Genomic DNA, 25,450 nt, shown 5'->3' with positions numbered 1-25,450 from the left:
CACTAATAAACAGTGTATAAATTAACTCCCTAATAATGAGCTAATCGAGCATACATTTCCACAAAAGCCAATTGATCCAACAACCATTTTTTATTTGGCTTTTTTTGTGTTGTCCAATCTTTAATAAATAAACCATTTTTATCACGCATATGGTTCCATGCATAGGTTAGATTGGCTTTAAAACTATTGATATATATTGGGTTTTGATCGATTTCAAATAAGGATGCATAGCCTCTCATCATAATTGCAATAAACCAGATATCCGAATTTTTCAATAGCTTAAACGATGATGCGCCGTGAGTTTCTGCTGTATTAAAGAAAAATTGATGTCCCGCTTCCCCTATTTCCTTTGCCTCCTTTAAATACCGCGCTTCCTTGGTTTCTGTATATAGTAAAACGGCGGCCTGAAGCATTTGCCCAGAATTATACGGATACTTAGCTTTCCCAATCTTACCAGTCAACTGGATATTATCAAAATAAATGAAATCTGTAGGATCCTGTAAATTCTTTTTCGTCCAATCGTACAACGATTTAGCTAAATCCAAATACCGCTTATTTTTCGTGCCTTGATACAATTTCACTAAATAGACAACTCCAGGTGCATTTGAACAGGTGTTTTTAGATTCCTTACGTTGCTCACACCAATAAATGCCACCGCCTAATTTATCGTCCATACCACTCTCCACAAATTTCCATATCTCTTCTGCCTTCTTTAAATACTGCTTTTTGCCCGTCTCTAAATAAAGATCTGCAAAATCAATACCTAACCATACATTATCGTCATAGAAACGATCTGATTGTTTAGCCGTATTGATGTAAGAAGCATAGCCATGCGGACTACGTTTATCGTAATATTGTGCTAATCCTGGTAAAACTTGATTATTAATAGCTTTCAATACAGAAGCCGATTGATCTATTTCATACAATGCTACTTGCGCAGATAAAGAACCCGAGAAAGGCCATAAATAGGAATAAGCATTGCCTGCATTTTGAGGTTCATTTGTCCCTAGATACGAGGCTTGATATCCTTGATCAAAAGGATAATTTTCCCTTAAAAGAGAACTGTTTTTTACCGAGTAATATTTATATACCGAATCGAGCGTTGCTTTCGCTTTTTCTTGAAAATCTTTGGCATTAAATGTTACTTGACTAAATCCCAAGGGGATTGACAGGATAAATACATAAAGTAAAAGTAAATTTTTCTTCATCATTCTGGTGTTATAGCGTTGGTTAAAGGTTGATTTAAAAAATTGCCACGGCTTTCAATATTCCGATGAACGCCGTGGCAATTGATACATATAGGTTTGCCTTACTCTGTCGTTAAACAGGCAAGGTGATGCAAGTTATAGATTTCCTTTTTTCAATTCTTCCACAGCAAAATCAACCGCACGTGCAGAAAATGCCATATACGTTAAGGATGGGTTTTGGGTAGCTGTTGAGGTCATACTTGCCCCATCAGTAACAAAAACATTTTTACAAGCATGCAATTGGTGCCATTTGTTTAGCATAGAAGTCTTTGGATCTAAGCCCATACGAACCCCGCCCATTTCATGAATATCTATACCTGGAGCTTTAACATGTTCGTGGCGCCCTATGTTTTTAAATCCAGCAGCAGTAAACATCTCTTCCATGGTGTCTAAATAGTCTTTCTGCATCTTTCTATCGTTCTCATCATAATCGACCGATATTTTTAATAAAGGCATCCCCCACTCGTCTTTTTGCGTAGCATCTAAAGTCACAAAATTACTTTCTTTCGGAATTGTTTCGCCCATCATGTGCGAGCCCACACCCCAATTTCCGTATTTTGGAGTATGAATTGAATTTTTCAACTCTTCACCCAAACCCGATTCATCTGACCAGGTAGAACGATATGCACCAAAGCCTGCTGCATAGCCCCGTAGGAAATCAGTTTCTTGTTTATGTAAATTTCTAAATCTTGGAATATAGCCTCCACCAGCAGGATTTCTTCCATCAGTTTTATAATCTAAAAATCCTTCATATTCACCAGAAATAGTCGCACTGTAGTTATGAAATGCCACATATTTCCCTAAAGTTTCACTGTCATTTCCAAGACCATTCTGAAAACGATTTGATTTAGAATTCAATAAAATAAGATTCGAATTCAATGCCGCTGCGTTCAAGAAAATTACTTTTGCAAAAAAATCTATTTCTTCTTTGCTCTCCTTATCGATTACTTTCACACCTATGGCTTTGCCTTTACTTTCATCATAAAGAATAGAATGCACCACCGAATTAGGTCTTAGAGTTAAATTGCCCGTTTTAGCTGCCCAAGGTAGTGTAGAAGAATTTGAACTGAAATACCCCCCAAATGGACAGCCTCGTTGGCATAAAGTTCTATTTTGACATTGCGCTCTTCCTTGATCCAAATGGATCTGATTCGGCTTTGAAATATGTGCACATCGAGCAGAAATAACGGACCTTCCCGGAAATTTTTCTGCCACTTGTTGTTTGAAATATTTTTCCACAATATTAAGTGGATACGCTGGTAAAAATTCTCCATCAGGCAATTCTGGTAAACCATCGTTATTTCCAGATATACCAGCAAATCGCTCTACATGATCATACCAAGGCTTGATATCCGCATAACGAATAGGCCAATCAACTGCAAAACCATCCCTTGCTGGACCTTCAAAGTCAAAATCAGACCAACGTTGAGTCTGACGAGCCCACATTAAAGACTTTCCGCCAACTTGATAGCCCCTAATCCAGTCAAATGGCTTTTCTTGAACATAAGGATGCTCCTTATCCTTTACAAAGAAATGGGTTGCATCTTCATTAAAGGCATAGCACCGACTTACAATTGGATTCTCTTGCTTTATTGCAAAAGGAACCTCACCACGATGTTCAAATTCCCAAGGATACATATTCGTTGTTGGGTAATCTTTAATGTGTTGAACATCACGCCCCCTTTCCAGCACCAATGTTTTTAATCCTTTTTCACATAATTCTTTAGCAGACCATCCGCCACTAATACCAGAACCTATTACGATTGCGTCATAGGTTGTGTTTTTCTCCGCATCTATATTAAAATTGGCCATAATTATGCGTTGATTAAAAATTCACCATTATACCTTCCAGGTACTAATTCATATTTTAATTTATTCTTCATCACGTATTCTGAATTTTTGTACCCTTGAATAGTACGCCATTTAAGAATGGAAAAGAATTTATCACCCTCAGGCAATCCTTTTAGGTAGGCTAATATCTCCTCAGCAGTATTTGCCTTTTGCTCATGAGCTGCTTTGAGGCTTTCCAAAAATAATTTTTGATCTTCAGGGCTGCTGCAATCGTCTAACATCTTCATAACAAAAAGATGTAAATTCAATTCTTTTGCACCAGGACTATCTGTTTTAGGTAGGATAGCTTCGACATAGGCTGCCAATAACTGCTCATCCTTTTTGACCATTTGGATATTCTTCAATTCAATGCTCGTCGCATTAGAACTCAAATCACAAGAGGTCGCAATAGCTATTCCCCCTGCTATAATAAATAATTGTTTTATTGCAGATCGTCTATTCATAGGTTTAGTAATCAGACTTAAATCTACGAATAAAGAGTGAATAATTTAAATCGAATTTAATTAAACATGTATTTTTCTACTTCTGCTAAATCGTTTAATAATTTATCTGCATGATTTAAACGTGCTCTTTCTATTTCGTGCATACTCACCCCCAAACAAAAAAGTCCAGCTGCTTTTGCAGAAGTACATCCGGTACTCGTATCTTCAATAACCACTATTTCCGATTTCGCTAAACCCAATTTCTCCACAGCGAGCAAATAGGGCTCTGGATTAGGTTTTGGAATTTCCACTAATTCTCGGGTTATAAAAAAAGAAAAATAACCTAATAAATTATGTTTACCTAAAACCGCATCAACCGTTGTTTTATAACTTGAAGTCACTAAACCAATGATCAAATCCTCTTTTTTTACACGGTCCAGAATTTCCTTTGCAAAAGGCATAAGGCGAATATTTTCCATATTTGCTTTCGCATAACTCGCTCGAGTAGCAAAAAAGATATCTTCCTCATCCACTGTAAGATTATATTGCTCTCTCAAGGTGAGCACATTATGATGTAAGGTATGTCCCGCAAAATCAGTAATCCAATCTTTAAAATCAATCTTCAATCCATAATCTTCCTCAAGTATTTTACTCCAATTGGTAAAATAGAAATATTCCGAATCTATTAGCGTACCATCTAAATCAAAGAGTATTGCTTTTCTTTTATTCATACTGCAAATTTACGGATATCAATATTAACTTTTCGTTAAGAAGTTTTTTTACAACTTCTAGAACCTTTAATCTTTTACAGAACCAAGGAACTTAATCATACCGCCATTTTTTAGAATTTTGGTTAACAAGTGTGGTTTTAGTAAGTTTGTTACCAGGAAAACTATTTGTGACATTTCCACCAAATAATAATTAAGAACTCCATGAAAATCATTGCTGTAGGAAGAAATTACGTAGATCACGCGAAAGAGCTAAACAATCCTGTTCCCGAAAAACCGGTTATCTTTTTAAAACCAGATACCGCTATTTTAAAAGATAACAAAGATTTTTATTTCCCAGAATTCTCAAAAGATGTTCATTATGAAGTTGAAGTTGTATTACGCATTTGCAATGAAGGCAAGCATGTGGCGCATAAATTTGCCCATAAATATTATGATGCGATAGGATTAGGGATTGATTTTACAGCAAGAGACCTTCAATCGGAATACAAAGCAAAAGGATTACCTTGGGAATTGGCCAAAGCCTTTGACCATTCTGCCGTGATTAGCCAATTAATCCCAAAAGAAGAATTTCAAGATTTAAAAAACCTCTCATTCTCATTGACTAAGAATCAACAAATTGTTCAAGAAGGCAATACCAAAGATATGTTATTTGATTATGATACACTGATAACGTTTATATCACAATATATTACCTTAAGAAAAGGTGATTTAATTTACACAGGAACACCTGTTGGCGTTGGCCCCATACAAATTAACGATGTATTGGAAGGGTTTTTGGAAGGAACCAGCATGTTTACATGCCACATTAAATAAACATGAATAAAATAAGTCAAATTTTAATTGCCTTCCTCACGACGATAACCGTCCTACAAGCGCAAAATAAAAACATCATCACCTCCAGGAATTACCCACAAGGATACTTCCGGAATCCATTGAATATTGAACAAGATGCATCTGGAACCTTTGGAGAACTGCGTTCCACACATTTTCATGCCGGAGATGATTATCGCACACAACAGCGTATTGGTCTCCCATTGCACGCGGCGGCCGAAGGATACGTTTCTCGAGTGCGGGTACAGATTGGAGGAGGAGGAAATTCCGTTTACATCACACATCCGAATGGCTTTAGCACCGTCTATTTGCATATGGAAGACTTTAACGATGCTTTAACCGCCATCGTAAGAGAAGAACAATATAAATTAAAAAGATTCGATGTAGACATTCCATTAACGGAAGAACGAATCAAATTATCCAAAGGTCAATTTATTGGGCGTGCTGGGAATACAGGTGGATCTGGAGGACCACATTTACATTTTGAAATAAGAGAATCTGCATCTCAAAAACCCTTAAACCCACAATTATTCGGCTTAAAATTTAAAGACCAATTTGCTCCAACCATTCAGGGTTTAATGATTTATGATCTCCAACAATCGTATTTTAATGAACAGACAGGAAGAAGAGCAATCCCCTTAAAAGCCGCTGCTGCAGGACGATATACATTGAGTAATAACCAAGCAATTCCAGTGAATGGTAAATTTGGCTTAGGAATTAACACCATCGACAGACACCGTGCAGGTGGGTTTCAAAATGGCGTTTATTCCATCGAATTGTTTTTAGATGGTAAAGCAATCTCGACGGTAATATTTGAAGAATTGGACTTTAGTACTTCTAGCGCTATACATTCCTATATAGATTATCCACAATTCAAAAAAACTAAATCCAAAATCCAAAAAAGCTTTAAAGATCCAGGAAATCCTATTCAAATATTCAAACATTTAGACCAGCATGGAATTATAGAATTGACAGATAATGCCGTTCACGAAGTTAAATATGTCGTAAAGGATGTACAAGGAAACTGCAGCGAGCTGAATTTCAGCGTTCAAAATAGCGCAAATTATAAGCCTAAAGAATATGCAGCGAAAGGAACTTTATTCAGCTACAATAAGTCGAATTCATTCGAATCCGAGGACATCAACCTTCAAATTCCCGAAGGCGCACTTTATACTGATGTGGACTTTACCTACCAACAGGCAGCGCCATTGGCCAATAGTTACTCGAATGTCCATCACGTTCATAATACACTTACTCCTTTGTTTTCAACCTATCATTTAAAAATAAAGCCGACTTCTTTACCTCCACAGCTTGAAAGCAAAGCATTAATCAGCAGTGTAGAATCAGGTTCCATTGGCGGAAAATTTGAAGATGGCTATGTTTCCGTAAACACAAAACTATTTGGTTCTTTTTACATCACTGTAGATACCATACCGCCAACGATAATTGCTAGAAATCTTACCCATGGTAAGCGTGTGAGCAACCAAGCAAAATTAAGCTTCAGCATCGCCGACAATTTCTCAGGAATTCAATCCTTTAATGCCTATATCGATGACCAATGGGTATTAATGGAATACGATTCAAAAACAAGACATGTTTGGCATACCTTCACCAATGCAACTACAAGCGGAACCCACAAATTCAAATTGGTAGTCAACGATTGGAAGGACAATGAACAAATTTATGAAGCAAGTTTTATAAGATAAAAATAGGATTACCATGTCAACATTAACTATTGGTGAACAGGCACCAGCTATTAAAGCGACCAACCAACAAGGGCAAGAAATCAATTTAAGTGATTTTCTAGGCAAAACTGTTATTCTTTATTTCTACCCAAAAGACAATACCCCTGGTTGTACAACGGAAGCTTGTAATTTCAGAGATAATTACCAAAGCTTAGTAAAAGATGGTTTTGAAATTATTGGAGTGAGCATAGATAGTGAACAATCTCATCAAAAATTTATTGCTAAATATGAATTACCCTTTCATTTATTAGCCGATGTAAATCAAAAAATCGTGCAAGATTATGGGGTATGGGTAGAAAAAAACATGTATGGTAAAAAATATATGGGAACCGCTAGAACTACTTTTATTATCGATAAAAATGGTATTATCCAACATATTATTAAAAAGGTAGATAACAAAAACGCTAGTCAACAAATTCGAGACTTATTGAACAAATAAGTCATTCGAATACATTATATTTGCCCCTTATGAGCAAGCAAACAGACGATTTTTTCAAAAATATTATTTCGCATGCTAAGGAATATGGTTTTGTATTTCCTTCGAGCGAAATCTATGACGGATTAAGTGCCGTATACGATTACGGTCAATTGGGTTCAGAACTTAAGAACAACCTAAAGACCTACTGGTGGAAATCCATGGTCCAGTTGAATGAAAACATTGTAGGCATCGATGCCGCAATCTTTATGCATCCAACCACTTGGAAAGCCTCAGGCCATGTGGATGGCTTCAACGATCCCATGATTGACAATAAAGATTCTAAAAAAAGATATCGTGCCGATCAATTAATTGAAGATAAAATTGATCGTTACGAAAAAGATGGTAAAACCGAAAAAGCAGCGCAACTGCAAAAAGATTTAGATGATGCCCTAAATGCAGATGATTTAGGCCGTTTAAAAACTATTATCGAAGACCATAATATCGTATGTCCTATATCCGGCACAAAGAATTGGACGGATGTCCGTCAATTTAATTTGATGTTCGCAACACAAATGGGTGCCATGGCAGATGGGGCTGAACAAGTGTATTTGCGTCCGGAAACTGCACAAGGTATTTTTGTAAACTTCTTGAATGTTCAAAAAACAGGAAGAATGAAGATCCCTTTTGGTATAGCACAAATCGGAAAAGCTTTTCGTAACGAAGTCATTGCCCGCCAGTTTATCATGCGTATGCGTGAATTTGAACAAATGGAATTGCAATTCTTTGTAAGGCCAGGTTCCGAGTTAGCGTGGTATAAGCAATGGAAAGAAACCCGACTTAAATGGCATTTAGCCTTAGGAGCAGATCGTACTAAATATAGATTTCATGACCATGTTAAATTAGCGCATTACGCTAATGCTGCCGTGGATATTGAATATGAATTCCCATTTGGATTTAAAGAAGTGGAGGGTATCCATTCTCGTACAGATTTTGACTTGAAACAACATCAGGAATTCTCAGGAAAGAAACTACAATATTTCGATCCGGAAATCAATCAAAGCTATATTCCTTATGTCATTGAAACTTCTATCGGTTTAGACCGTTTATTCTTGACCGTATTAGCGAATTGTTTAGTTCAAGAAGACCTATCCACCGAAGAAAAACAAGATGCAAGGGTTGTGCTTAAATTCCATCCTGCTATTGCACCAGTTAAGGCTGCTATCTTACCGTTAACCAAAAAAGATGGCCTTCCCGAGAAAGCAAGAGAAATCATGGCTAAATTGAAATTAGATTATAACATCCAATACGATGAAAAAGATTCTATTGGAAAACGTTATCGTCGTCAAGATGCCATCGGTACTCCATTCTGTGTGACAGTAGATCATCAAACGTTAGAAGATAATACCGTGACTATTCGTCATCGAGACAGTATGCAACAAGAAAGAGTCAATGCCGACAATTTGGAACAAATTATTGGAAATTTAGTAAGTATGAGCAGTTTACTCAAACAACTACAATAAGATCCATCCAAACATAAATAGAGAACCTGCTTTTATCAAAGCAGGTTCTTTTTTTTTAACAATATAATAAGAAGGGTTAGTTACAGGTTGATTTTAACACCTCATATTTCAACTTGAAAACATTTTAAGCAAAGGAACACGCAATTGCTATCAAGGTATTCCTTCTACTAACTTTTTACTTCCTGTGCAGGATAACAGCCCTATACTTAAAGCAATGAACCATAACTCCTTAAATTTTTGCAATCAATAACTAGAGCTAACCAAAAATCATAGATCCTGTGAAAAATTTTCAATGCAGGATAGCACTGGAAATTGTTCCTGCGTTCAACCGCAAAGTGCTTAGCTTGCACCTGTTTTATTTCTACCTGTTTATTCCTTTTAGTTGCTATTTTTTTTTCTATTACCTTTTTAAGTCTGTTAAAGTGAGAATGAATACCCTCCCTTTGTTTAGTTGATAACTGGTAATTTAACTGAGACTGTGCTACCCACAGTTTACTGTGTTTTTTGAAGACCAATTTTTTACCCCCTAGAAAATAAATAAGTATCAGCAAAACCAATGTTGCATAAATGGCTTCTGAAAAGGTATGCCAGGTATTAAAGTCATAAAATAAACTTGAAAATACGGTCATACTTATAATCACTAATTTTATATAATATAGTCTTCTAGCCAATTGACCATCGATAGAAGCCACTAATCGATTTCCATTGTTTTTTTTACCCTGAAATAACACCCAATCATACAGCATGCTAAATGCGAGTAAACTAGATTGAGCTTTCACAAAAAAGAAGTCTAGAATCACGTAAACATCTCCCTTATAGAGCTCAAATGCGAAAATATGGTGAAAGACATAGAATATGTAAAACAACGTAAATGGAAACATGGCTAAAAAAACCAAATAAATTGAAGTCCTGCTTTCCCAAACCACTTGCCGAAGAAATAAAGACGAAAATGAAGCGAGTGATAATCCGATGCTACAACTGAAATATTGCTGAATATTACCTTGGAATATTGGGTTTATGAATGTATTAAATAAAATGATGGTGGCAGTTATAATTAATATTTGAACAAATATTCGACGCTCAGCCCGGAGAGATCTCAGCCGATAAAAGCTATTAATCATCAGCACATGGATTAGAGTCAATGAAATGATTATGGACATGCAACAATTATAAGGCAATACTATTAACTAATTAAAAAGGCTTGGTTAAATTTTCCTTGTAATTCTATTCATCTAAAAAAACTTATCAATTTCAGTCCACTGAAGTTAAACTTCCATCCAATAATCCCAAGATATGATAGGCATAAGAAATTTTAGAAGCATTCCTTCCAATACCCAAATTGTTGCCAGGACTATTAATTACCGAACTAGATGATTTTAAATAATAGTATAATATATGTTCTAACATATAAAAAAACAATTATTATGCGGAATAAACAGATTTCAAGCCTAACAATTAATATATTTATACTTCATTTTAAAAAAACCTATCTACTATGAAAAAATTTACCCACTATGTATCTTTTGTTGCACTGCTGTTAACATTAGCTTCCTGCTCAAAAAGTGAAAGCCCACCACAAGAACAACCTGCAAAAGAAGAAACTGCTGATTTAGATCAAAATGTTCCAGCAATAATTCCCCATATCACTATTGATATAGAAAACAATCAAGAAGTGGTCGATAAAGACACTTATTTAAAAGCCAAAGTATCTATAAATGGGAATAAAGTCAATACAGATTTAGCTGAAGTAACAACACGTATTAAGGGTCGTGGGAACAGCACTTGGAGTAAACCTAAAAAACCTTATCGACTTAAACTAGATAATGATGCCAGTGTATTAGGACTACCTGCTGCAAAAGACTGGGTTTTATTAGCAAATTATCAAGATTACTCCTTTATGTGTAATGCCGTAGCAATGAAGATCGGACAGCAACTTGCGATGCCTTTTACCAATACTGTCATTCCAGTTGACTTAACAATCAATGGTCAATATCGTGGTAGCTATATGCTAACCCAGCAAATTGAAGTAAAACAAAATAGGGTAAATGTTGGTGATGATGGCTATCTATTAGAATTTGACACCAATTACGATGAAGAATTTCAATTTAGATCGGCAAACTTTAATCTACCAATTATGATTAAAAGTCCAGATATCAAAAGTGATGATCAATTCAATGCCATTAAAGATGAAATTGAAAACTTAGAAGCGTTGGTGTTTAGCAATCAGTTCCCAAATAATGATTATGGAAAAATATTTGATAAACAACAATTAGTAAATTATTTTATCGTTTATACGCTTACAGGAAATAGGGAATTGACACATCCTAAAAGTGTGTATATGCATAAATCCAACACAGGTAAATTTACCATGGGGCCAATATGGGATTTCGATTGGGGATTCGGATTCAATGAGGAAACTAAAAAATACTTTGACTTTACTGAAATTCCTTTAATAACAGACAATGATACGCGTATAGGAGCAACATTTTTCAGAAAATTCTTATCCGATCCGGAGATAAAACAATTATATAAAACAACTTGGACGAGCTATAAGAATAATCAATTTCAATCTTTGTTGAATTATGTGGAGGAATACGCAGCGCGTATCCGAGAATCGCAAAAAAAGGATTATACCCTTTGGAAAATTGGAGAATCTAATTTAGGCGAAACTAAGAAATCCATGAAAAACTATTTGAAGAAACGAGCTGCTTATATGGATAGTTTTGTTTCAAAATTATAATAAGAACTAAAGCATATTTAAAATGATAAAAGGTTACCAGCTCCAGAGCTAGTAACCTTTTATCATTTTAAATGCAACACGAATTCTCCACAAATAATGATTTTCTACTGATATTCTACCACATCTTCCCCATCCCAATCTTCGTTTAAGGAAGATATAAAATGTCCAAATCCCTCTTCCTTTGGATTTAATAATCCTTTAAAAGTTAATTGTACGTTATTTTTTATACTAGCCGTTACTTGAAAATTGCGAACAGCCTGCTTATCATCCCAAACTTCTACTTGATAACGAATTATTTTGGGTTTATCGACATTTCCAATAAATTGATTAAATACTGCCGATGGATCCATAGAAAAGTTTTTAACGATTTCAATCGGTTTCTCATTAAAATTTAAGGTATGCAGTAGGATGCTATTTGAAAATGGGGACCATAGTATAGGTTCATGCAGTGGGTAAATCACTAATTTTTTCACTTCCGACAAGTCCGATAAATCCGTAAAAGAAAATTTTATCAAGCTGTATAATCGTTTCATTGGTAAATCTCTCTTAAAACTTTGCGATACCTGAATTTGATCCAAATTAGAAAAAACACGGGCATGTTTATTATTAGGTTGAATACTCAAGTAAAAGTCCGTTTGAAAGTTGATATCATTGGATACTAATAAATCCTCTTCGGATTGATTGTAAACAAATAAATTTTCAAAATCCCCATAGGGCAATTTTATTACTAAGTTGGATAAATCACCCTTCTGTTCTACAATGCCTTTGCTAAATAGCTTCTTATTCTCTTTTTGAAAAACATAATAATGAAATTTAGCTAGCTTAGGTAGGGCAATATTATTTAAATATCCATGTATTTTTATATTATCGATCAGGACCGTTCCTCGATCGACCACAACACTGGTTTCTTTATCATCGGGGTTTGGTAAAAATGAAATCAATAATTTAATCTCTGTTTGATCAATGGGAAGTTTACTGAGATCAAATCGAGCGTTGTGCACTTTGAATGGCGTCTTTCTATCCATTAGTTTAAAATCTTCAGAATAATATTGAATAGTCTGTCCTTGATTATTTTGCACCTTTAAGTTTATTAATTTCGGACTTTGATTTCCAGAGGCGATATCAAATTCCAACACATCCAGTCTCTTCACATGCTTAACATTGATCTCGATATAAAATGTTTTTATTCCAGTCTCCTGAATTGCAAAATCTGAAGGGTTATTGATGGAATTAAATCCGGGCACATAATTGATCGTTTGCTTATCAAAATACAATTTGCTACTTATAGTATTGCTAAAATTGGGATCAAGTTTCTTGGAATCAAAATTCCAAGAATAAAGCAGGCGTCTTGCTTCCAAATTTTTAGCATCTGCTCGCTTGTCTAAAATGGTATTTATGCTGGATTTACCAGCAGATAGAGGAGGTCCAATATTTCCATATTCCTTTTCAAAACCTGAAAAGTCATATTGAATTTCATAGAGTTGTTTATCTTCTATTACTTTGGGTATTTTTTCCTTGCACGATAGCAAGCCGAGACAACAGCAAACAAACAATTTAAAAAGCAAAGCAATAAATTTCACAACAAAAAAATTAAAGTATTTAACCGATACTTTAAAGTTATAACTTCAATGAAATAAAAACTAAGCGGGTCTGAAATGGTAATAAAAGGTTAACAATCTTGTAATTTCCCCAACCTATAAATCCAATATAGAAATTGGGGAAATAAAATACTTATAAGACCAACGAGACTTGTTCTTGATTAACTAACACGTTTACCTTTGATCCTTTTTTTCCGCGCACTTGATAATCAATTACCTTTCCATTTTCCCAACGAAAATCAACTTCAAAATTGCCACGTGCTTTTAGTCCTTTCACTGAACCATTCTTCCAAGCTTTTGGTAATGCGGGCAGTAAATGCACATAACCATCGTGACTTTGCAAAATCATTTCGGAAATTCCTGCAGAACCTCCAAAATTTCCATCGATTTGAAAAGGGGGATGTGCACAAAATAAATTAGGGTATGTACCGGCTTGGGCACCAGCATATGCCACCTTTGAATCAAATGCAGGTTGAAGAAGTTGCCTTAATATTTCCAAGGCATGATCGCCATCGTGCAATCTTGCCCAAAACAAAATTTTCCACGCTCTAGACCAACCTGTTCCTTCATCCCCACGTACGGTTAAGGTCTTTTTTGCAGCATCTGCCCACTCTGGGGAACTTACTGGAGATATAAAGTTGGCCGGATATAATCCATACAAATGCGAAACGTGTCTATGTTTTGGCTCTGGCTCTTGGTAATCGATTAACCATTCCATGACTCTACCCGATGAACTTACCTGAACCGCTGGTGGCAACTGTTGAATAGCTCGTTCTAAGCTTTCCGCAAAGGGATCTGCTAATGCTAATAATTGATTCGCTTTGATAACAGATTCATATAATTCACGAACAATTTGATGATCTATGGTAGGTCCCATTACTACAGATGCCCGTTTGCCATTTGCCATCTGAAATGAATTTTCGGGTGAAACCGACGGGGAAGTCACTAACCAACCCGTTTTAGGATCAGTAATTAGGGTTGCCTGATAAAAAATCGCAGCTTCTTTTAAAATCGGATAAACATCCTTTAAATACGTTAAGTCTTGGGTAAACTGAAAATGTTCCCACAAATGATTACATAACCAACCCGAGGCAGTACTCGCTCCCCATGACGCTTGTTCTCCAGGTGCCGTGTATCCCCAAATATTACTCATCATGAAAACTACCCATCCTGGGGCATTGTAATACGCTTTTGCGGTATTTTTACCCTCTTTAGAAAGTCGGCGAATAAATTCGATAAAGGGTACATGATATTCAGAAAGGTTTCCAACCTCCAATCCCCAATGATTCATTTGTGCATTTATATTCAAATGATAATCCCCATTCCATGGCGTTTGGATTTGATGAGCCCATAAACCTTGCAAATTGGGAGGTAATGCTTTGGGATGATTTGGGGAGGTGCTAGATAAGGTTAAATAGCGACCAAATTGATAATACAATACGGCTAACGCATTATCTTGACCAGGAGACTTGTAAAAATTCTCCAATCGTTCCGAAGTTTGAAACAAGGAGTTATCCCTTACATCCTCAATAGTTAACGATACGCGATTGAATAAAGGTTCATATTTTTTCAAATGGGCTTTTTTTAAAGCCTTAAAATTGGATTTTTCAGCAAATCGAAGCTGTTCATCGACTATTTGAACAGGATCTCGATCGTAATAACTGGTTGATAAGGACAAAAGAATGGTTGCTTCATCTGCATTTTTCAAAATCAATTGATTATCATGTTGCGTTAATTCACCTGATCGCGAAAGCACCTTTATTTTAGCTGCAAATTTCAACCCATTGCCCCCAAACCCATTAGGCAGGTATCCAGAAATTAGAATTTCGTTTCCCCTAATTTGATAACTGCTTACACGTTCATCTCGATAAAAATGCAAAGCAAATCCAATGGATTTCTTTTGACTAGCTGTCAACTGAATGACGCCAACATTTTGATCAAAAGACGTAAAGTAGTCTCTTTTATACGCAATTCCACGACTCTTAAAACTGGTTTCAGCCATCGCAGATTTTAAGTCTAATGTTCGTTTATAATCACTTACTTCTTCCTGATCAAAGTGCAAAATATTTAAAAAACCAAAATTCTGATAACATCCATAAGGTACGTTTGCACCGTTACCAAAACCAGAACCTTGACCAGAACACACAAAATTCTTATTAACTAATTGCTCTGCTTCTAAATTTTTACCTTGAAGTAATAAGGATTGTATTTCCTTCAAAGCACCGTTTGCTTGGTAATTATTTGCATCTTCAGGCGAACCAGACCACAGGGAAATTTCATTTAAAACAATGCTTTCATCAGACACCTTTCCATCTGGCATCATTCCAATAAATCCATTGCCTAATGGTAAAGTCTCTTCCCATATTTTTGCGGGTTGATGATACTTCAACTTTAAATCTTGCGCAAAGCTCCCAAAAACGGAAACTACTGCGCAAATGGCTAAGCCTATCCTTTTCATCAATTTAAATAAAATTCAAATTCCGCAACAGCGAATTGCCGATTTTCACTTAGGTTATTTAATGGAATAAACCGAATATAATGGGCTTCAATTGGCTTATCAAATACGATTTCTTGGGCTATAGGATTACTCTTAATATTTGAAAATTCGCCCTCTTTCGCTAAGGTCCATTTCTTTCCATCCACACTTAGTTCTACACGGTATTGTGTTGGAACACCTTGGTTATTTTTATCCTGACGAGGCAAATACTGCATCCCTTGGATGGTATAGGTTTTAGACAATCTAAATTCCACATACTTCGCATTGCCTAACACACTTTCCCAAATGCTATTTGGATCCGCATCCAACGCTTTCTTCCAATCTTTATCGGAAGAAATAATATTAATTTCTGAGTTTGCTAATTTATTTTTCTTCTTTCCTTCAAATTGAAAATCAGAAAATGATTCTTTAAAAAGAGCAAAATCACTGAGTGCTGGAGACACAGGTGCAAATAATTGCAGACGCAATTTTTTGGCTTTGACTAGCTTTTCCAATTTAATAATTCGGGTTGCCCCAATACTTGTCGCTGATGCTAACGGTTCCCATTGATTATTTTTCCAAACATCAATCTTCACACTATCTATTCGTTGTCCAAGTTTTATGTTTTCTCTTAATCGTATCAAATCAAATTCTTGTTCCTGACTTAAAACTATTTCAATCGTTGGATTTAACACCTTGTCATCTGATGCGTAATACGTATATCGATCCTTGTCAAACAACTTTTGCGCAGAGAAAAACGAATGATTTTCTCGAACATTGGACGCTTTAGCTTGAGCCCCTTCTGCCAAGTTTACCGCAAACGTATTTTTTATCTTCTCTCCAAAAGCTGTTAACGACTGTACATCATGCTCGTGAAGGTAACCTGCTGGCATAGGCGCTAATCCTAAATTCATACCCCCTCCGCGTCCCACAGACTTTAGGTAAATTTCAAACAATTGATTTGGGGTTTTTACTAAATGGTTTTGATTTTCATGATAAAACCATCCTGGTCGTTGAGGCACATCACATTCTGCAGGAATCCAATGCTTTCCATGGCGATCACCAGTAGATAAATTAGATTCATTTACAGCGCCAGGTACGGCAGGTTTACCATCCTGTCCTTCAGGTGTTAAAGTAGCCCAACTGGTCTCCGCAGCGAAGCCTTTTTCATTTCCAACCCAACGCATATCAGGACCTACATCGGAGAATATCATGGCCATAGGTTGCAATTTTCTTACGATAGGCCAAGTTTTTTCATGCCATTCATAATAGGTTGTTCTATCAATGGTTCTTTTCTCTTTTTTACCTCCATAATACCCATCTCCTCCATTCGCCCCATCATGCCAAGAGGTGAATAACTCTCCATAATTGCTCATTAATTCAGTCAATTGCTTTCTATAAGCTTCGGCATAGGCGGGAGTACCATAACGCTCATCATTACGATCCCAAGCAGATAGGTAAACACCAAACTTCAATCCATAGTTTACAGATGCATCGCGGAATTCCTTGACCATATCCCCTTGACCATTTTTCCACCCGGAACTGCTAATGCTATAGCTTGTCGTTTGGGTGGGCCATAAACAAAAACCATCGTGATGTTTGGCCACTGAAATCAAGCCTTTAAAACCACCAGCGGCAGCCGCGGCAGCAATTTGATTCGCATCAAAATGCGAAGGATTAAAAATTTTAGGATCTGCATCGCCAAAACCCCATTCTTTATCTTGAAAGGTCGTTGGAGTATAATGGATTAAGGTATACATTTCCATTTCATGCCATTTTATTTGACGTTCGCTTGGTAATGCACCATAGGGTTTAGGTTCCGTTTGCGATTGAGATAAAAATGGGTACAGCAAAATTAAACTAAATAGTATAGACGTTCTCTTCATAGCTAGGATTTTAAAGTCTCAATATACATATTTTGCTCCAAGTAATTTAAAGTTAATATTTAGTTTTTAGAAAGAATTTTATGGAACTTCCTTGATCTTCTTCGGATCTCCTTTGGATATAAGACGGATTTTACTCGCATACTGCACGGAATACGCCGAACAATATCCGATGAAAGTGCAGACTTGATGCACTGATTGAAGCCAGAAAACCAATACACTTATGCTTTTTAACAGCTGTTTTCGCGAATCTAATTACTCGGTTTTCTTTGTTTCACGTTTACCGAAGAAATAAGTTCTACATCTGCATATTTCCAGGCTTCTAAGAATTCAGCTTTTACTTGGGCGGCCTCATTTATTTTTTGTTGAGCTTCTAAACTTAGCTGCAAACCTTTTAAAGCCCAGCCATTCTTTTTCCATTTTTTTAAATCTTCTTGGTATACTTCAACGGACTGATCATAATGTTTTGCCTGAAAAAGTGCTTCCCCAAGATAATGCCTTACTGAAAAGAACCAGTCTGGAGGTTCATTGTAATTTAGGTTATCTTCCATCGCTACGGCTTCCTTTAAATATTGGATTTCATCCTGATGTTGACCTTGGAATCTGGCGATTTTCCCGACTAAAATTCGTTCAGCAATTCCTACTAAATCAGCACAAGTATTGATGCCCCAAATTGTCAATTCCTGTAATGAGGTATCTGCAGCGATTATTTTTAGTTTGGCATATTCCTCTTTTGCTAAGGAAAGATCATTATTACCTAAGAATGCCATTCCTCTAGCATAATGCCAAATTGCATTGGGATAATGCAATTTTTTATCAGGTGCAGCTGCTGTTAAAACTTTATCCCACATTTCAAATTTTACCGCAATGTATAAATCACTGATATAATAATGCTGCAAGGTAGACCAAGCTACTTGATCCATATAGGAAACAGCCGTATGTTCACGTAATTTCACCGCGGCATGCCAAGCTAATGCGGCATCCCCAGCCAAGCTGGCCGTTGCTGCCAAAAAATGATAATTATGAGGATATAATGCCATTGGATATATTCCTTGCGCATGACATGCGGCAGTATAAATACTATCCATTTGGATCGCTTTGATATTGGCTAAGCTTCCTAGATGATAATCTCCTGTATTGATGTAAATATGGGAAGGCATATGTAAAAGATGACCTGCGCCAGGAACGAGATTCGTCAACAATTCAGCGCTTTGAAGTGCTTTTTCGGGTTCATTGGAAGCCTCCATTGCATGGATATAGAGGTGATGTGCGGCAGGATGCTTAGGAAATTTTTGAATTAAATTCTCTAAAGTTGCAACGATTTCTGAAGTCCACGCTTTTGGTTTTTTAGTATGTTTATCGTACAAGTCCCAAGGATGAAGATCCATTAACGATTCTACATATAGGGAACCAATATCTGGATCATTTGGGTATTGCTCATACACTTGTTTCATAGCAGCTGCATAGTCTATATCCAGCGAAGCTCTGTCGGAAGAATTTTGCAATTTATACCGCTTGGATAAGGCCTTAATTAAAGCTTGCTCTTTCAGACTCGCAGAATGAGCATACGAAAGTGCTTTCTGACTCGCATCATAGGCTCGTGGAATGTGAGCTTTCTCCATGGCCGCATTGTAGTTTGGCCCTAATACTAAGGCAAAACCCCAATACGCAATTGCACAGGTACTATCCAACCGAATTGCTTCATAAAAAGAACGGGCAGCTTCTGCATGATTGAATGCATGGGATAACATTAAGCCTTGATTAACGTAGGCTTTAACACTATCCTTTTCACTGCTAACCTCAAAATTTAAGCCTTCCAATCCTGGTAATAACAAGGCTTTCTTGCCTGATTCATACCAGGCTAAATCATGATCTGTTGGCCGGTAACAACGTGTTTCAGTTGTAACAATATTCTTAGGTTTTTCATGGATGCAAGCAACAATTAACCAAATAATGATGCTGTAACTATAGCTTATTCTCATAACGAAATTTTTAAAAAATTATGGAAATGAATGCTTTAAGTCGGTAAAATTGGGAATTCTTGAATGTAGATTTTGAAGGAGATGTTATTTCTTCAGCGCAAGAGCTAATATGCAATACTGAAATTTACATAAATAAAATTAAAGGATAAAATTTTCCTTTTAAAAAATAATATAAAAATCAAGTATTGCTTGCTGATTTAGTATTTTGCTTTTTTTTATGACACTTAGCCCAATCGCGGATATCTAAATCATTTAGTGGTGAAAACAGCACATAAAAAAAAACGCTAGCAATTCGAATGAATCCCACTAGCGTTTTATTAATTAATTGGTTTGGTAATACCTTCATGTAATGTTTATTCCTACAATCACATTATTCTCCGCTTCAGTTTACCAGTGCGGAAACAATCTTTATTCGTTTTCCTTTAAATAATCGCTAATTGGGTAAAAAACGATAGTATTAATATTAAATCAAGCTAATTGAAAACACTAGGCTTCTATTTTAATACTTGATAGGCAGAAAATGAATACCTTCGAACTAACCTATAAATGTCTGATAAGACCGTTTTCTCTTACCTAAACATTTTTGGAAACAAACCAGAATAGGTCAGTGATTATTTCCTTCACAAAAAAAGGAATTATTGTTCGAATATGTGGAATAACAAGGGTGGACAAAAGGTGGACAATTCAACTTATACGGGTTAAACAATTGATTATTAATGCAATAAACAATAGTTACCAGAATTACTTATCATCCTTCTAAATTTAGGCATAGCCTACCTACTCAATGAGGCTAAACAGAATAATAGTAATGTTTTTGGTAAAAAAACTACCTTTTTACAAATAATATTTTGGATACCTTCCTGTTTTAATTTAAAAGTAGATAAATTTGCAAATCATGAATAACGAACAATCCAAAATCATACGTGAACAAGCTCAACGCTCTTCCCTTAGGGAACATTCCGTACCACTATACCTAACATCAAGTTTTATTTTCGACAGTGCCGAACAGGGTCGAGCGGTCTTTGCGGAAGAAGAAGAAGCAATGGTCTATTCTCGATATGCGAATCCGAATACCACTGAATTCATTAATAAAGTATGCCTATTAGAACAAGCGGAGGCAGGATTAGCATTTGCATCAGGTATGGGCGCTGTTTTTGCAACCTTTGCAGGATTTATTCAACAAGGTGATCATATTGTTTCATCGAGAGCAATTTTTGGTTCTACCCATCAGTTATTCACGCAACTATTCCCGAAATGGGGAGTTACGACCACCTACGTAGATGCCATAGACCAAGATTCTTGGGAAAATGCCATTCAAGAAAATACAAAATTTATATTTTTAGAATCCCCATCTAATCCAGGATTAGAATTAGTAGACCTTGCTTGGTTAGGTGGATTAAAAAAGAAATATCCGCACATCATATTTGCTATTGACAACTGTTTTGCCACGCCCTATTTACAAAAGCCATTAAATTATGGTTTTGATTTATCCATACATTCGGCTACCAAATATATGGATGGCCAAGGCCGTGTTTTGGGAGGTGTCATCGTTGGAAAACAGGAGTTAATTGATAAACTAATGTTTTTCATTCGTCACACTGGTCCAGCCATGTCCCCATTCAATGCCTGGGTATTATCCAAAAGTATTGAAACATTGGGTTTACGGATGGATAGACATTGCTCTAATGCATTAGCTGTAGCTCAAGCATTAGAATCACATCCGGAAATTATTTCTGTAAAATACCCATTCCTTCCTTCCCATCCTCAATTCGAATTAGCTAAAAAACAAATGAAAGCTGGCGGCGGAATTGTGACGATTGAAGTAAAGGGTGGAAAAGAACGTGCCTTTACATTTTTAGATGCACTAACTATGATTCTATACACTTCAAATCTGGGTGATGCAAGAAGTATAGCTACGCATCCTGGATCCACCACGCATTCTAAATTATCGGAAGAAGAACGAGAAAAACTAGGAATTAAGCCTGGTTCTATTCGATTATCTATAGGGATTGAAGATCAATCGGATATCCTTAATGATATTTTACAAGCCCTAGATGCTAGTAAATAGCATCCGGAAAAAGTTATTCAAATAAAAAGGGGGAGTATCGATACTCCCCCTTTTTATTTGAATATTTTTTTTTGAGAAAAAAAACCTAGAAAGGTTTTTAGTTCATCTTATTTATTATAAAGCTGCTAAAGCTAAATCATATTGTGGTTCATTCACGGTCTCTTCCACTTGTTCAGTATAACTTACTTTACCTTCTTCATCAATAACAACGACAGATCTACTCAATAAACCAGTTAGTGGTCCATCAACAAATTTAACTCCATAGGCTTCATTGAAAGAATCGTCTTTGAAATCGGATAGACTAACAACATTTTCTAATCCTTCAGCTGCACAAAAGCGACTTTGAGCAAAAGGTAAATCTTTAGAAATACAAAGTACAACGGTATTATCTAATTTGGATGCTTCTTCATTAAAATGTCTTACTGATGCAGCACATGTGCCCGTATCAACACTTGGGAAAATGTTTAAAATTACTTTCTTCCCTTTAAAATCTGCTAATGATTTTTGTGACAGATCGCCTGCAGTCAATGTGAAATCTGGAGCAGTAGTACCTTTAGCTGGTAATTGACCACTGGTATGTACTGGATTGCCTTTAAATAATACTTGAGCCATAAATAGTTTATTTTATACCTATAAAACTAAACAATATAAGCCAATTTATGTTCTATTAAGTGAAAATATATTGTGGAATATTTATTAATTATTGTCAAAAACTTGCAATTATAAACAAAAATTTACTATGTTAGCATATTAAATTGATATAAAGATAAACGCTAATCAATATTTTTATGAAACAATTGTTACTGAGTATATTACTACTCTCGCCCTATTTCCTATTTGCGCAGGGATCACAGGTTAACACTCAGAGCCAGAAGGCTGTAGGTATGGCCGGAGCAGGTTCTGCGTTATTTATAGATGAAGCCTCTATTGTTTACAATCCTGGTGCTTTGGTTAAAATGGATCATAACGCTATTCAATTGGGCGGTAGTGCTGTCATGTATCGATCAGCCTTTCAAGAGGCTGGAAGTACCCAAACACATCATACCCGTTTTCAAATATCACCACCTTTTGCGGCCTATGCCACATTTGGCCCTAAAGGATCTTGGTGGAAAGCAGGAATTGGGGTATACACACCTTTCGGTGGTGCAGTAGATTGGGGGAAAGAATGGCCTGGACGATTTTCATTAACGCATTTATCCTTACGCGCGATTTATATCCAACCGACATTGAGTTTTAAATTGACAGAAGAATTTTCTGTGGGTGGAGGTTTTGTTTATAATGTAGGTTTGGTAGATTTAGGACGAGCACTACCCGTTTTTGATAACAATGGCAAGGCCGGACAAGCAAATCTAAAGGGCACAGGTACCGGAATGGGTTTTAATTTAGGGGTACACTATAATTTGGGCGACCAATTTGCCATTTCCTTAAACTACCGATCGAAAGTTATTACGAAACTAGAAAATGGCGATGCTAATTTTGAGGTTCCAAGTTCCTTGGCAGCGAACTTCCCAAATGGCAAATTTAATGCTGAATTACCTTTGCCTTCTTCCTTTAATATCGGCCTAGCATTCCCATTATCTGAAAAAGTTAAGGCAGCCCTTGATGCCTCATTTATCGATTATAGCATCTACAAAGAATTAGTTTTTGATTATGAAAACAATACTCCTAGTTTACCTGATACGCGTTCCGTTAAAAAATATCAGAATTCATTCTCCGGTAAAGTAGGTATTAATTACGATGTGAATGAAAAATTAGCCTTGCGTACCGGTGTTGGATACGTCTATACTCCCGTTCAGCCGAAATATGTCTATCCAGAAACTCCGGATAACAACCGCATCATGGCTGCTGCTGGCTTAACATACAAGTTTAATCCGAATTGGAATATGTCTGCAGCCTATGTATTTCAAAATATATTGAAACGTACTACCACGAATGCAGAGACCAATTTACGCGGCGCTTACGAAACTTACATTCATGCTCCTGGCATTTCGGTATCCTACAATTGGTAAACACTAAAATGAATTAAAGATGAAAAAGAATTACAAATTTTATATAGGAATAGGAATTTTAGGATTTGCTTGTTCCTGCGCGCCTACACTAGAGGAATACCAAGTCAAAAAAGGGTCTGCTGATTTTACAAAATATATTGCCATAGGAAATTCCTTGACCGCAGGATTTGCTGATGGCGGATTGTATTTGGAAGGACAACAAGTTGCCTTTCCAAATTTAATCGCAGAACAAGCAAAATCTGTAGGCGGCGGAAACTTTACCTCGCCATTTTTTTCTGCGGATCAATCGAATGGATCAGGATATATTAGTTTAAAGGCTTTGGTAAACGGAAATCCAGTAACCGAAAATGTGACTACGAATCTTGCCATTAGAGGATTAAATGCGGCAAATAAACCCCTATATACGAAGTTTACTGATCCGGTGAATAATATTGGAGTTCCTGGTATGCGATTAGATTTAGCCTTTATACCAGAATTTGGATCCACATTGGGAAACCCCTATTTTGAGCGGCTATTACCTGATGCAGATGCTGGTACTAAATCTTATTTTACTTATGCTACTAGCCAAGGACACAGCTTCTTTTCGTTTTGGTTGGGCAATAATGATGTCTTAGGTTATGCGACGAATGGCGCAGTAAGCAATCCACAAGACCCAACAACCACCCTTACTTCGGAAGCACAGTTTGCCCAATTGTATCCAACATTTTTAGCTAAACTAACCGAAAATGGCCAAAAAGGTGTGGTTGCTACCATACCTGATGTTGCATCAATTCCATATTTTAAAACAGTTACAGTTGCCAGAATTAATGCAGCATTAGCCGCAAATCCTGCAACGGCAAATTTTAAATTATTGATACAAACCAAATTAGCGGTGAGACCAGCGACTGATGAAGATTTAATTGGATTGACATTTAAAACCGACACTATTGGCAAAACAAATGCTAATGGCCCTTTTTATGGTTTATCTCCTAATAACCCCATATCTGACCAACAAGTTTTAGATAAAGACGAAGTTGCAGCTGTTTCAGCACATACCAATAAATTAAACAAAATCATCAGCGATGCCGCTAAAGAAAAAGGTTTAGCAGTTGCGGACACGCATGGATTGTTAAATAAAGTAAAAGCAGGATACCTATACAATGGCGTTGGTATAAATTCCTCTTATATTACGGGTAATGTGTTTTCATTAGATGGAATCCATTTGACTCCTATGGGAAATGCTATTTTAGCGAATCTATTCATAGATGCCATCAACAAAACTTATAATTCAAAAATTTCTAAAATAGATATTAGCACCTACCGTGGGGTTAAGTTTCCAACTGGACAATAAACGGATATACTAATTAATAGTATTTGGGTATAGTTTCGGGGGATGTTTAACCACATCCCCCCTTTTTTACCTTTGAACCATTTGGTAATAGCAGGTTCAAATTCAACTGTATTCTGATAAAGCCAGCGTACATTATGCATTTAAATTGGTAAATTTGACTGTATTAAATGGAATATACATGATGAAAATAAATTTATCTAGAAAGAATCAAGCCGTTCATTTTGAAGCATCAAGCGAACTTTCAGCTATTAAAGTTCAAATAGATGGATCGGAGGCAATTGGTGGTGAAGGAAAAGGCGTAAGACCAATGGAATTGGTATTAATGGCATTAGGATCTTGCAGTATTTTTGATTTGACTAGTATTCTTCAGAAACAGCGCCAAGATATTCAAGACATTCAAGTTGAAGTGCGTGGAGATCGCCGTGATGAAATTCCAAACATCTTCACGAACATCCACATCTCTTTTACATTAGTGGGAAATATAGATGAAACTAAAGCCTTGAAAGCAGCAGAATTAGCTGTAAAAAAATATTGTTCCGTCCATGACATGTTGGCCAATGGAGGAGTAGACATCACCTATAGTTTAAAAATTAACTAAT

General features: G+C 36.2%; 19 protein-coding genes. 9 read left to right on the top strand and 10 right to left on the bottom strand.

The window, feature by feature from the left end; genetic code table 11:
- Positions 1–29: 29 nt before the first annotated feature.
- The 4 genes from ACFRAE_RS03330 to ACFRAE_RS03315 form a co-directional block, all read right to left on the bottom strand.
- Entirely contained in the window at positions 30–1,211 is a 1,182-nt protein-coding gene (locus tag ACFRAE_RS03330; protein ID WP_422795693.1) for a glycoside hydrolase family 76 protein, read from the bottom strand.
- A 132-nt stretch (positions 1,212–1,343) separates the two neighbouring features.
- Positions 1,344–3,059, bottom strand: a complete 1,716-nt coding sequence (locus tag ACFRAE_RS03325; protein ID WP_422795692.1) for a GMC oxidoreductase — start codon at positions 3,057–3,059, stop codon at positions 1,344–1,346.
- 2 nt (positions 3,060–3,061) lie between these two features.
- On the bottom strand, positions 3,062–3,541 hold the full coding sequence (locus ACFRAE_RS03320; RefSeq protein ID WP_422795691.1) for a gluconate 2-dehydrogenase subunit 3 family protein: 480 nt from the start codon (positions 3,539–3,541) through the stop codon (positions 3,062–3,064).
- A gap of 56 nt (positions 3,542–3,597) precedes the next feature.
- Positions 3,598–4,251 carry an HAD family hydrolase gene (locus tag ACFRAE_RS03315; protein ID WP_422795690.1) on the bottom strand — a complete coding sequence of 218 codons (654 nt, stop codon included), beginning with the start codon at positions 4,249–4,251 and terminating at the stop codon, positions 3,598–3,600.
- A gap of 201 nt (positions 4,252–4,452) precedes the next feature.
- Between ACFRAE_RS03315 and ACFRAE_RS03310 the strand changes: the two genes are divergently transcribed.
- From ACFRAE_RS03310 to ACFRAE_RS03295, 4 genes are read left to right on the top strand one after another with little or no spacing between them, the layout of a single operon-like run.
- Entirely contained in the window at positions 4,453–5,064 is a 612-nt protein-coding gene (locus ACFRAE_RS03310) for a fumarylacetoacetate hydrolase family protein (RefSeq protein WP_422795689.1), read from the top strand.
- 2 nt (positions 5,065–5,066) lie between these two features.
- The gene (locus ACFRAE_RS03305) at positions 5,067–6,788 is read left to right on the top strand and encodes a M23 family metallopeptidase (protein ID WP_422795688.1); all 1,722 of its coding nucleotides are present in this window, start codon (positions 5,067–5,069) and stop codon (positions 6,786–6,788) included.
- A 13-nt stretch (positions 6,789–6,801) separates the two neighbouring features.
- Positions 6,802–7,266, top strand: a complete 465-nt coding sequence (gene bcp, locus ACFRAE_RS03300; RefSeq protein WP_422795687.1) for a thioredoxin-dependent thiol peroxidase — start codon at positions 6,802–6,804, stop codon at positions 7,264–7,266.
- A 29-nt stretch (positions 7,267–7,295) separates the two neighbouring features.
- Positions 7,296–8,765, top strand: a complete 1,470-nt coding sequence (locus tag ACFRAE_RS03295; protein WP_422795686.1) for a glycine--tRNA ligase — start codon at positions 7,296–7,298, stop codon at positions 8,763–8,765.
- 206 nt (positions 8,766–8,971) lie between these two features.
- Here ACFRAE_RS03295 and ACFRAE_RS03290 read toward each other — a convergent pair whose 3' ends face one another.
- Entirely contained in the window at positions 8,972–9,646 is a 675-nt protein-coding gene (locus tag ACFRAE_RS03290; RefSeq protein WP_422795685.1) for a hypothetical protein, read from the bottom strand.
- A gap of 614 nt (positions 9,647–10,260) precedes the next feature.
- Here ACFRAE_RS03290 and ACFRAE_RS03285 point away from each other — a divergent pair.
- Entirely contained in the window at positions 10,261–11,505 is a 1,245-nt protein-coding gene (locus ACFRAE_RS03285; RefSeq protein ID WP_422795684.1) for a CotH kinase family protein, read from the top strand.
- Between the two features lie 104 nt (positions 11,506–11,609).
- Here ACFRAE_RS03285 and ACFRAE_RS03280 read toward each other — a convergent pair whose 3' ends face one another.
- The 4 genes from ACFRAE_RS03280 to ACFRAE_RS03265 form a co-directional block, all read right to left on the bottom strand.
- The gene (locus tag ACFRAE_RS03280; protein ID WP_422795683.1) at positions 11,610–13,085 is read right to left on the bottom strand and encodes a hypothetical protein; all 1,476 of its coding nucleotides are present in this window, start codon (positions 13,083–13,085) and stop codon (positions 11,610–11,612) included.
- 151 nt (positions 13,086–13,236) lie between these two features.
- Positions 13,237–15,561 (bottom strand): glycoside hydrolase family 95 protein, encoded by a 2,325-nt coding sequence (locus ACFRAE_RS03275; protein ID WP_422795682.1) that lies wholly within the window; start codon positions 15,559–15,561, stop codon positions 13,237–13,239.
- Positions 15,561–17,465: an alpha-L-fucosidase gene (locus ACFRAE_RS03270; RefSeq protein ID WP_422795681.1), complete on the bottom strand. Its 1,905-nt coding sequence runs from the start codon at positions 17,463–17,465 to the stop codon at positions 15,561–15,563. The genes ACFRAE_RS03275 and ACFRAE_RS03270 overlap by 1 nt, the downstream gene beginning before the upstream one ends.
- A 248-nt stretch (positions 17,466–17,713) precedes the next feature.
- Positions 17,714–19,444, bottom strand: a complete 1,731-nt coding sequence (locus ACFRAE_RS03265; protein ID WP_422795680.1) for a hypothetical protein — start codon at positions 19,442–19,444, stop codon at positions 17,714–17,716.
- Between the two features lie 895 nt (positions 19,445–20,339).
- Here ACFRAE_RS03265 and ACFRAE_RS03260 point away from each other — a divergent pair.
- Positions 20,340–21,512 (top strand): trans-sulfuration enzyme family protein, encoded by a 1,173-nt coding sequence (locus tag ACFRAE_RS03260; protein ID WP_422795679.1) that lies wholly within the window; start codon positions 20,340–20,342, stop codon positions 21,510–21,512.
- A gap of 114 nt (positions 21,513–21,626) precedes the next feature.
- On the opposite strand, the gene tpx is transcribed toward ACFRAE_RS03260, so the two are convergent.
- The gene (gene tpx, locus ACFRAE_RS03255) at positions 21,627–22,124 is read right to left on the bottom strand and encodes a thiol peroxidase (protein WP_422795678.1); all 498 of its coding nucleotides are present in this window, start codon (positions 22,122–22,124) and stop codon (positions 21,627–21,629) included.
- 176 nt (positions 22,125–22,300) lie between these two features.
- On the opposite strand from tpx, the gene ACFRAE_RS03250 reads away from it, so the two are divergent.
- The 3 genes from ACFRAE_RS03250 (at position 22,301) to ACFRAE_RS03240 (ending at position 25,449) form a co-directional block, all read left to right on the top strand.
- Positions 22,301–23,521 carry an OmpP1/FadL family transporter gene (locus ACFRAE_RS03250; RefSeq protein WP_422795677.1) on the top strand — a complete coding sequence of 407 codons (1,221 nt, stop codon included), beginning with the start codon at positions 22,301–22,303 and terminating at the stop codon, positions 23,519–23,521.
- 19 nt (positions 23,522–23,540) lie between these two features.
- The gene (locus ACFRAE_RS03245) at positions 23,541–24,851 is read left to right on the top strand and encodes an SGNH/GDSL hydrolase family protein (RefSeq protein WP_422795676.1); all 1,311 of its coding nucleotides are present in this window, start codon (positions 23,541–23,543) and stop codon (positions 24,849–24,851) included.
- Between the two features lie 181 nt (positions 24,852–25,032).
- Entirely contained in the window at positions 25,033–25,449 is a 417-nt protein-coding gene (locus ACFRAE_RS03240) for an OsmC family protein (protein WP_422795798.1), read from the top strand.
- Position 25,450: the final 1 nt, after the last annotated feature.

Source organism: Sphingobacterium sp. HJSM2_6 (assembly GCF_049316305.1).
Taxonomy (GTDB): domain Bacteria; phylum Bacteroidota; class Bacteroidia; order Sphingobacteriales; family Sphingobacteriaceae; genus Sphingobacterium.
The sequence above is the reverse complement of the archived record's forward strand: the minus strand, read 5'-3'. Positions and strand labels throughout refer to the sequence as shown.

Coding starts and splice junctions, on each gene's coding strand:
- ACFRAE_RS03330 (WP_422795693.1), bottom strand. CDS start 1,211: ATGATGAAGAAAAATTTACTTTTACTTTATGTATTTATCCTGTCAATC.
- ACFRAE_RS03325 (WP_422795692.1), bottom strand. CDS start 3,059: ATGGCCAATTTTAATATAGATGCGGAGAAAAACACAACCTATGACGCA.
- ACFRAE_RS03320 (WP_422795691.1), bottom strand. CDS start 3,541: ATGAATAGACGATCTGCAATAAAACAATTATTTATTATAGCAGGGGGA.
- ACFRAE_RS03315 (WP_422795690.1), bottom strand. CDS start 4,251: ATGAATAAAAGAAAAGCAATACTCTTTGATTTAGATGGTACGCTAATA.
- ACFRAE_RS03310 (WP_422795689.1), top strand. CDS start 4,453: ATGAAAATCATTGCTGTAGGAAGAAATTACGTAGATCACGCGAAAGAG.
- ACFRAE_RS03305 (WP_422795688.1), top strand. CDS start 5,067: ATGAATAAAATAAGTCAAATTTTAATTGCCTTCCTCACGACGATAACC.
- bcp (WP_422795687.1), top strand. CDS start 6,802: ATGTCAACATTAACTATTGGTGAACAGGCACCAGCTATTAAAGCGACC.
- ACFRAE_RS03295 (WP_422795686.1), top strand. CDS start 7,296: ATGAGCAAGCAAACAGACGATTTTTTCAAAAATATTATTTCGCATGCT.
- ACFRAE_RS03290 (WP_422795685.1), bottom strand. CDS start 9,646: ATGTTTCCATTTACGTTGTTTTACATATTCTATGTCTTTCACCATATT.
- ACFRAE_RS03285 (WP_422795684.1), top strand. CDS start 10,261: ATGAAAAAATTTACCCACTATGTATCTTTTGTTGCACTGCTGTTAACA.
- ACFRAE_RS03275 (WP_422795682.1), bottom strand. CDS start 15,561: ATGAAAAGGATAGGCTTAGCCATTTGCGCAGTAGTTTCCGTTTTTGGG.
- ACFRAE_RS03270 (WP_422795681.1), bottom strand. CDS start 17,465: ATGAAGAGAACGTCTATACTATTTAGTTTAATTTTGCTGTACCCATTT.
- ACFRAE_RS03265 (WP_422795680.1), bottom strand. CDS start 19,444: ATGAGAATAAGCTATAGTTACAGCATCATTATTTGGTTAATTGTTGCT.
- ACFRAE_RS03260 (WP_422795679.1), top strand. CDS start 20,340: ATGAATAACGAACAATCCAAAATCATACGTGAACAAGCTCAACGCTCT.
- tpx (WP_422795678.1), bottom strand. CDS start 22,124: ATGGCTCAAGTATTATTTAAAGGCAATCCAGTACATACCAGTGGTCAA.
- ACFRAE_RS03250 (WP_422795677.1), top strand. CDS start 22,301: ATGAAACAATTGTTACTGAGTATATTACTACTCTCGCCCTATTTCCTA.
- ACFRAE_RS03245 (WP_422795676.1), top strand. CDS start 23,541: ATGAAAAAGAATTACAAATTTTATATAGGAATAGGAATTTTAGGATTT.
- ACFRAE_RS03240 (WP_422795798.1), top strand. CDS start 25,033: ATGAAAATAAATTTATCTAGAAAGAATCAAGCCGTTCATTTTGAAGCA.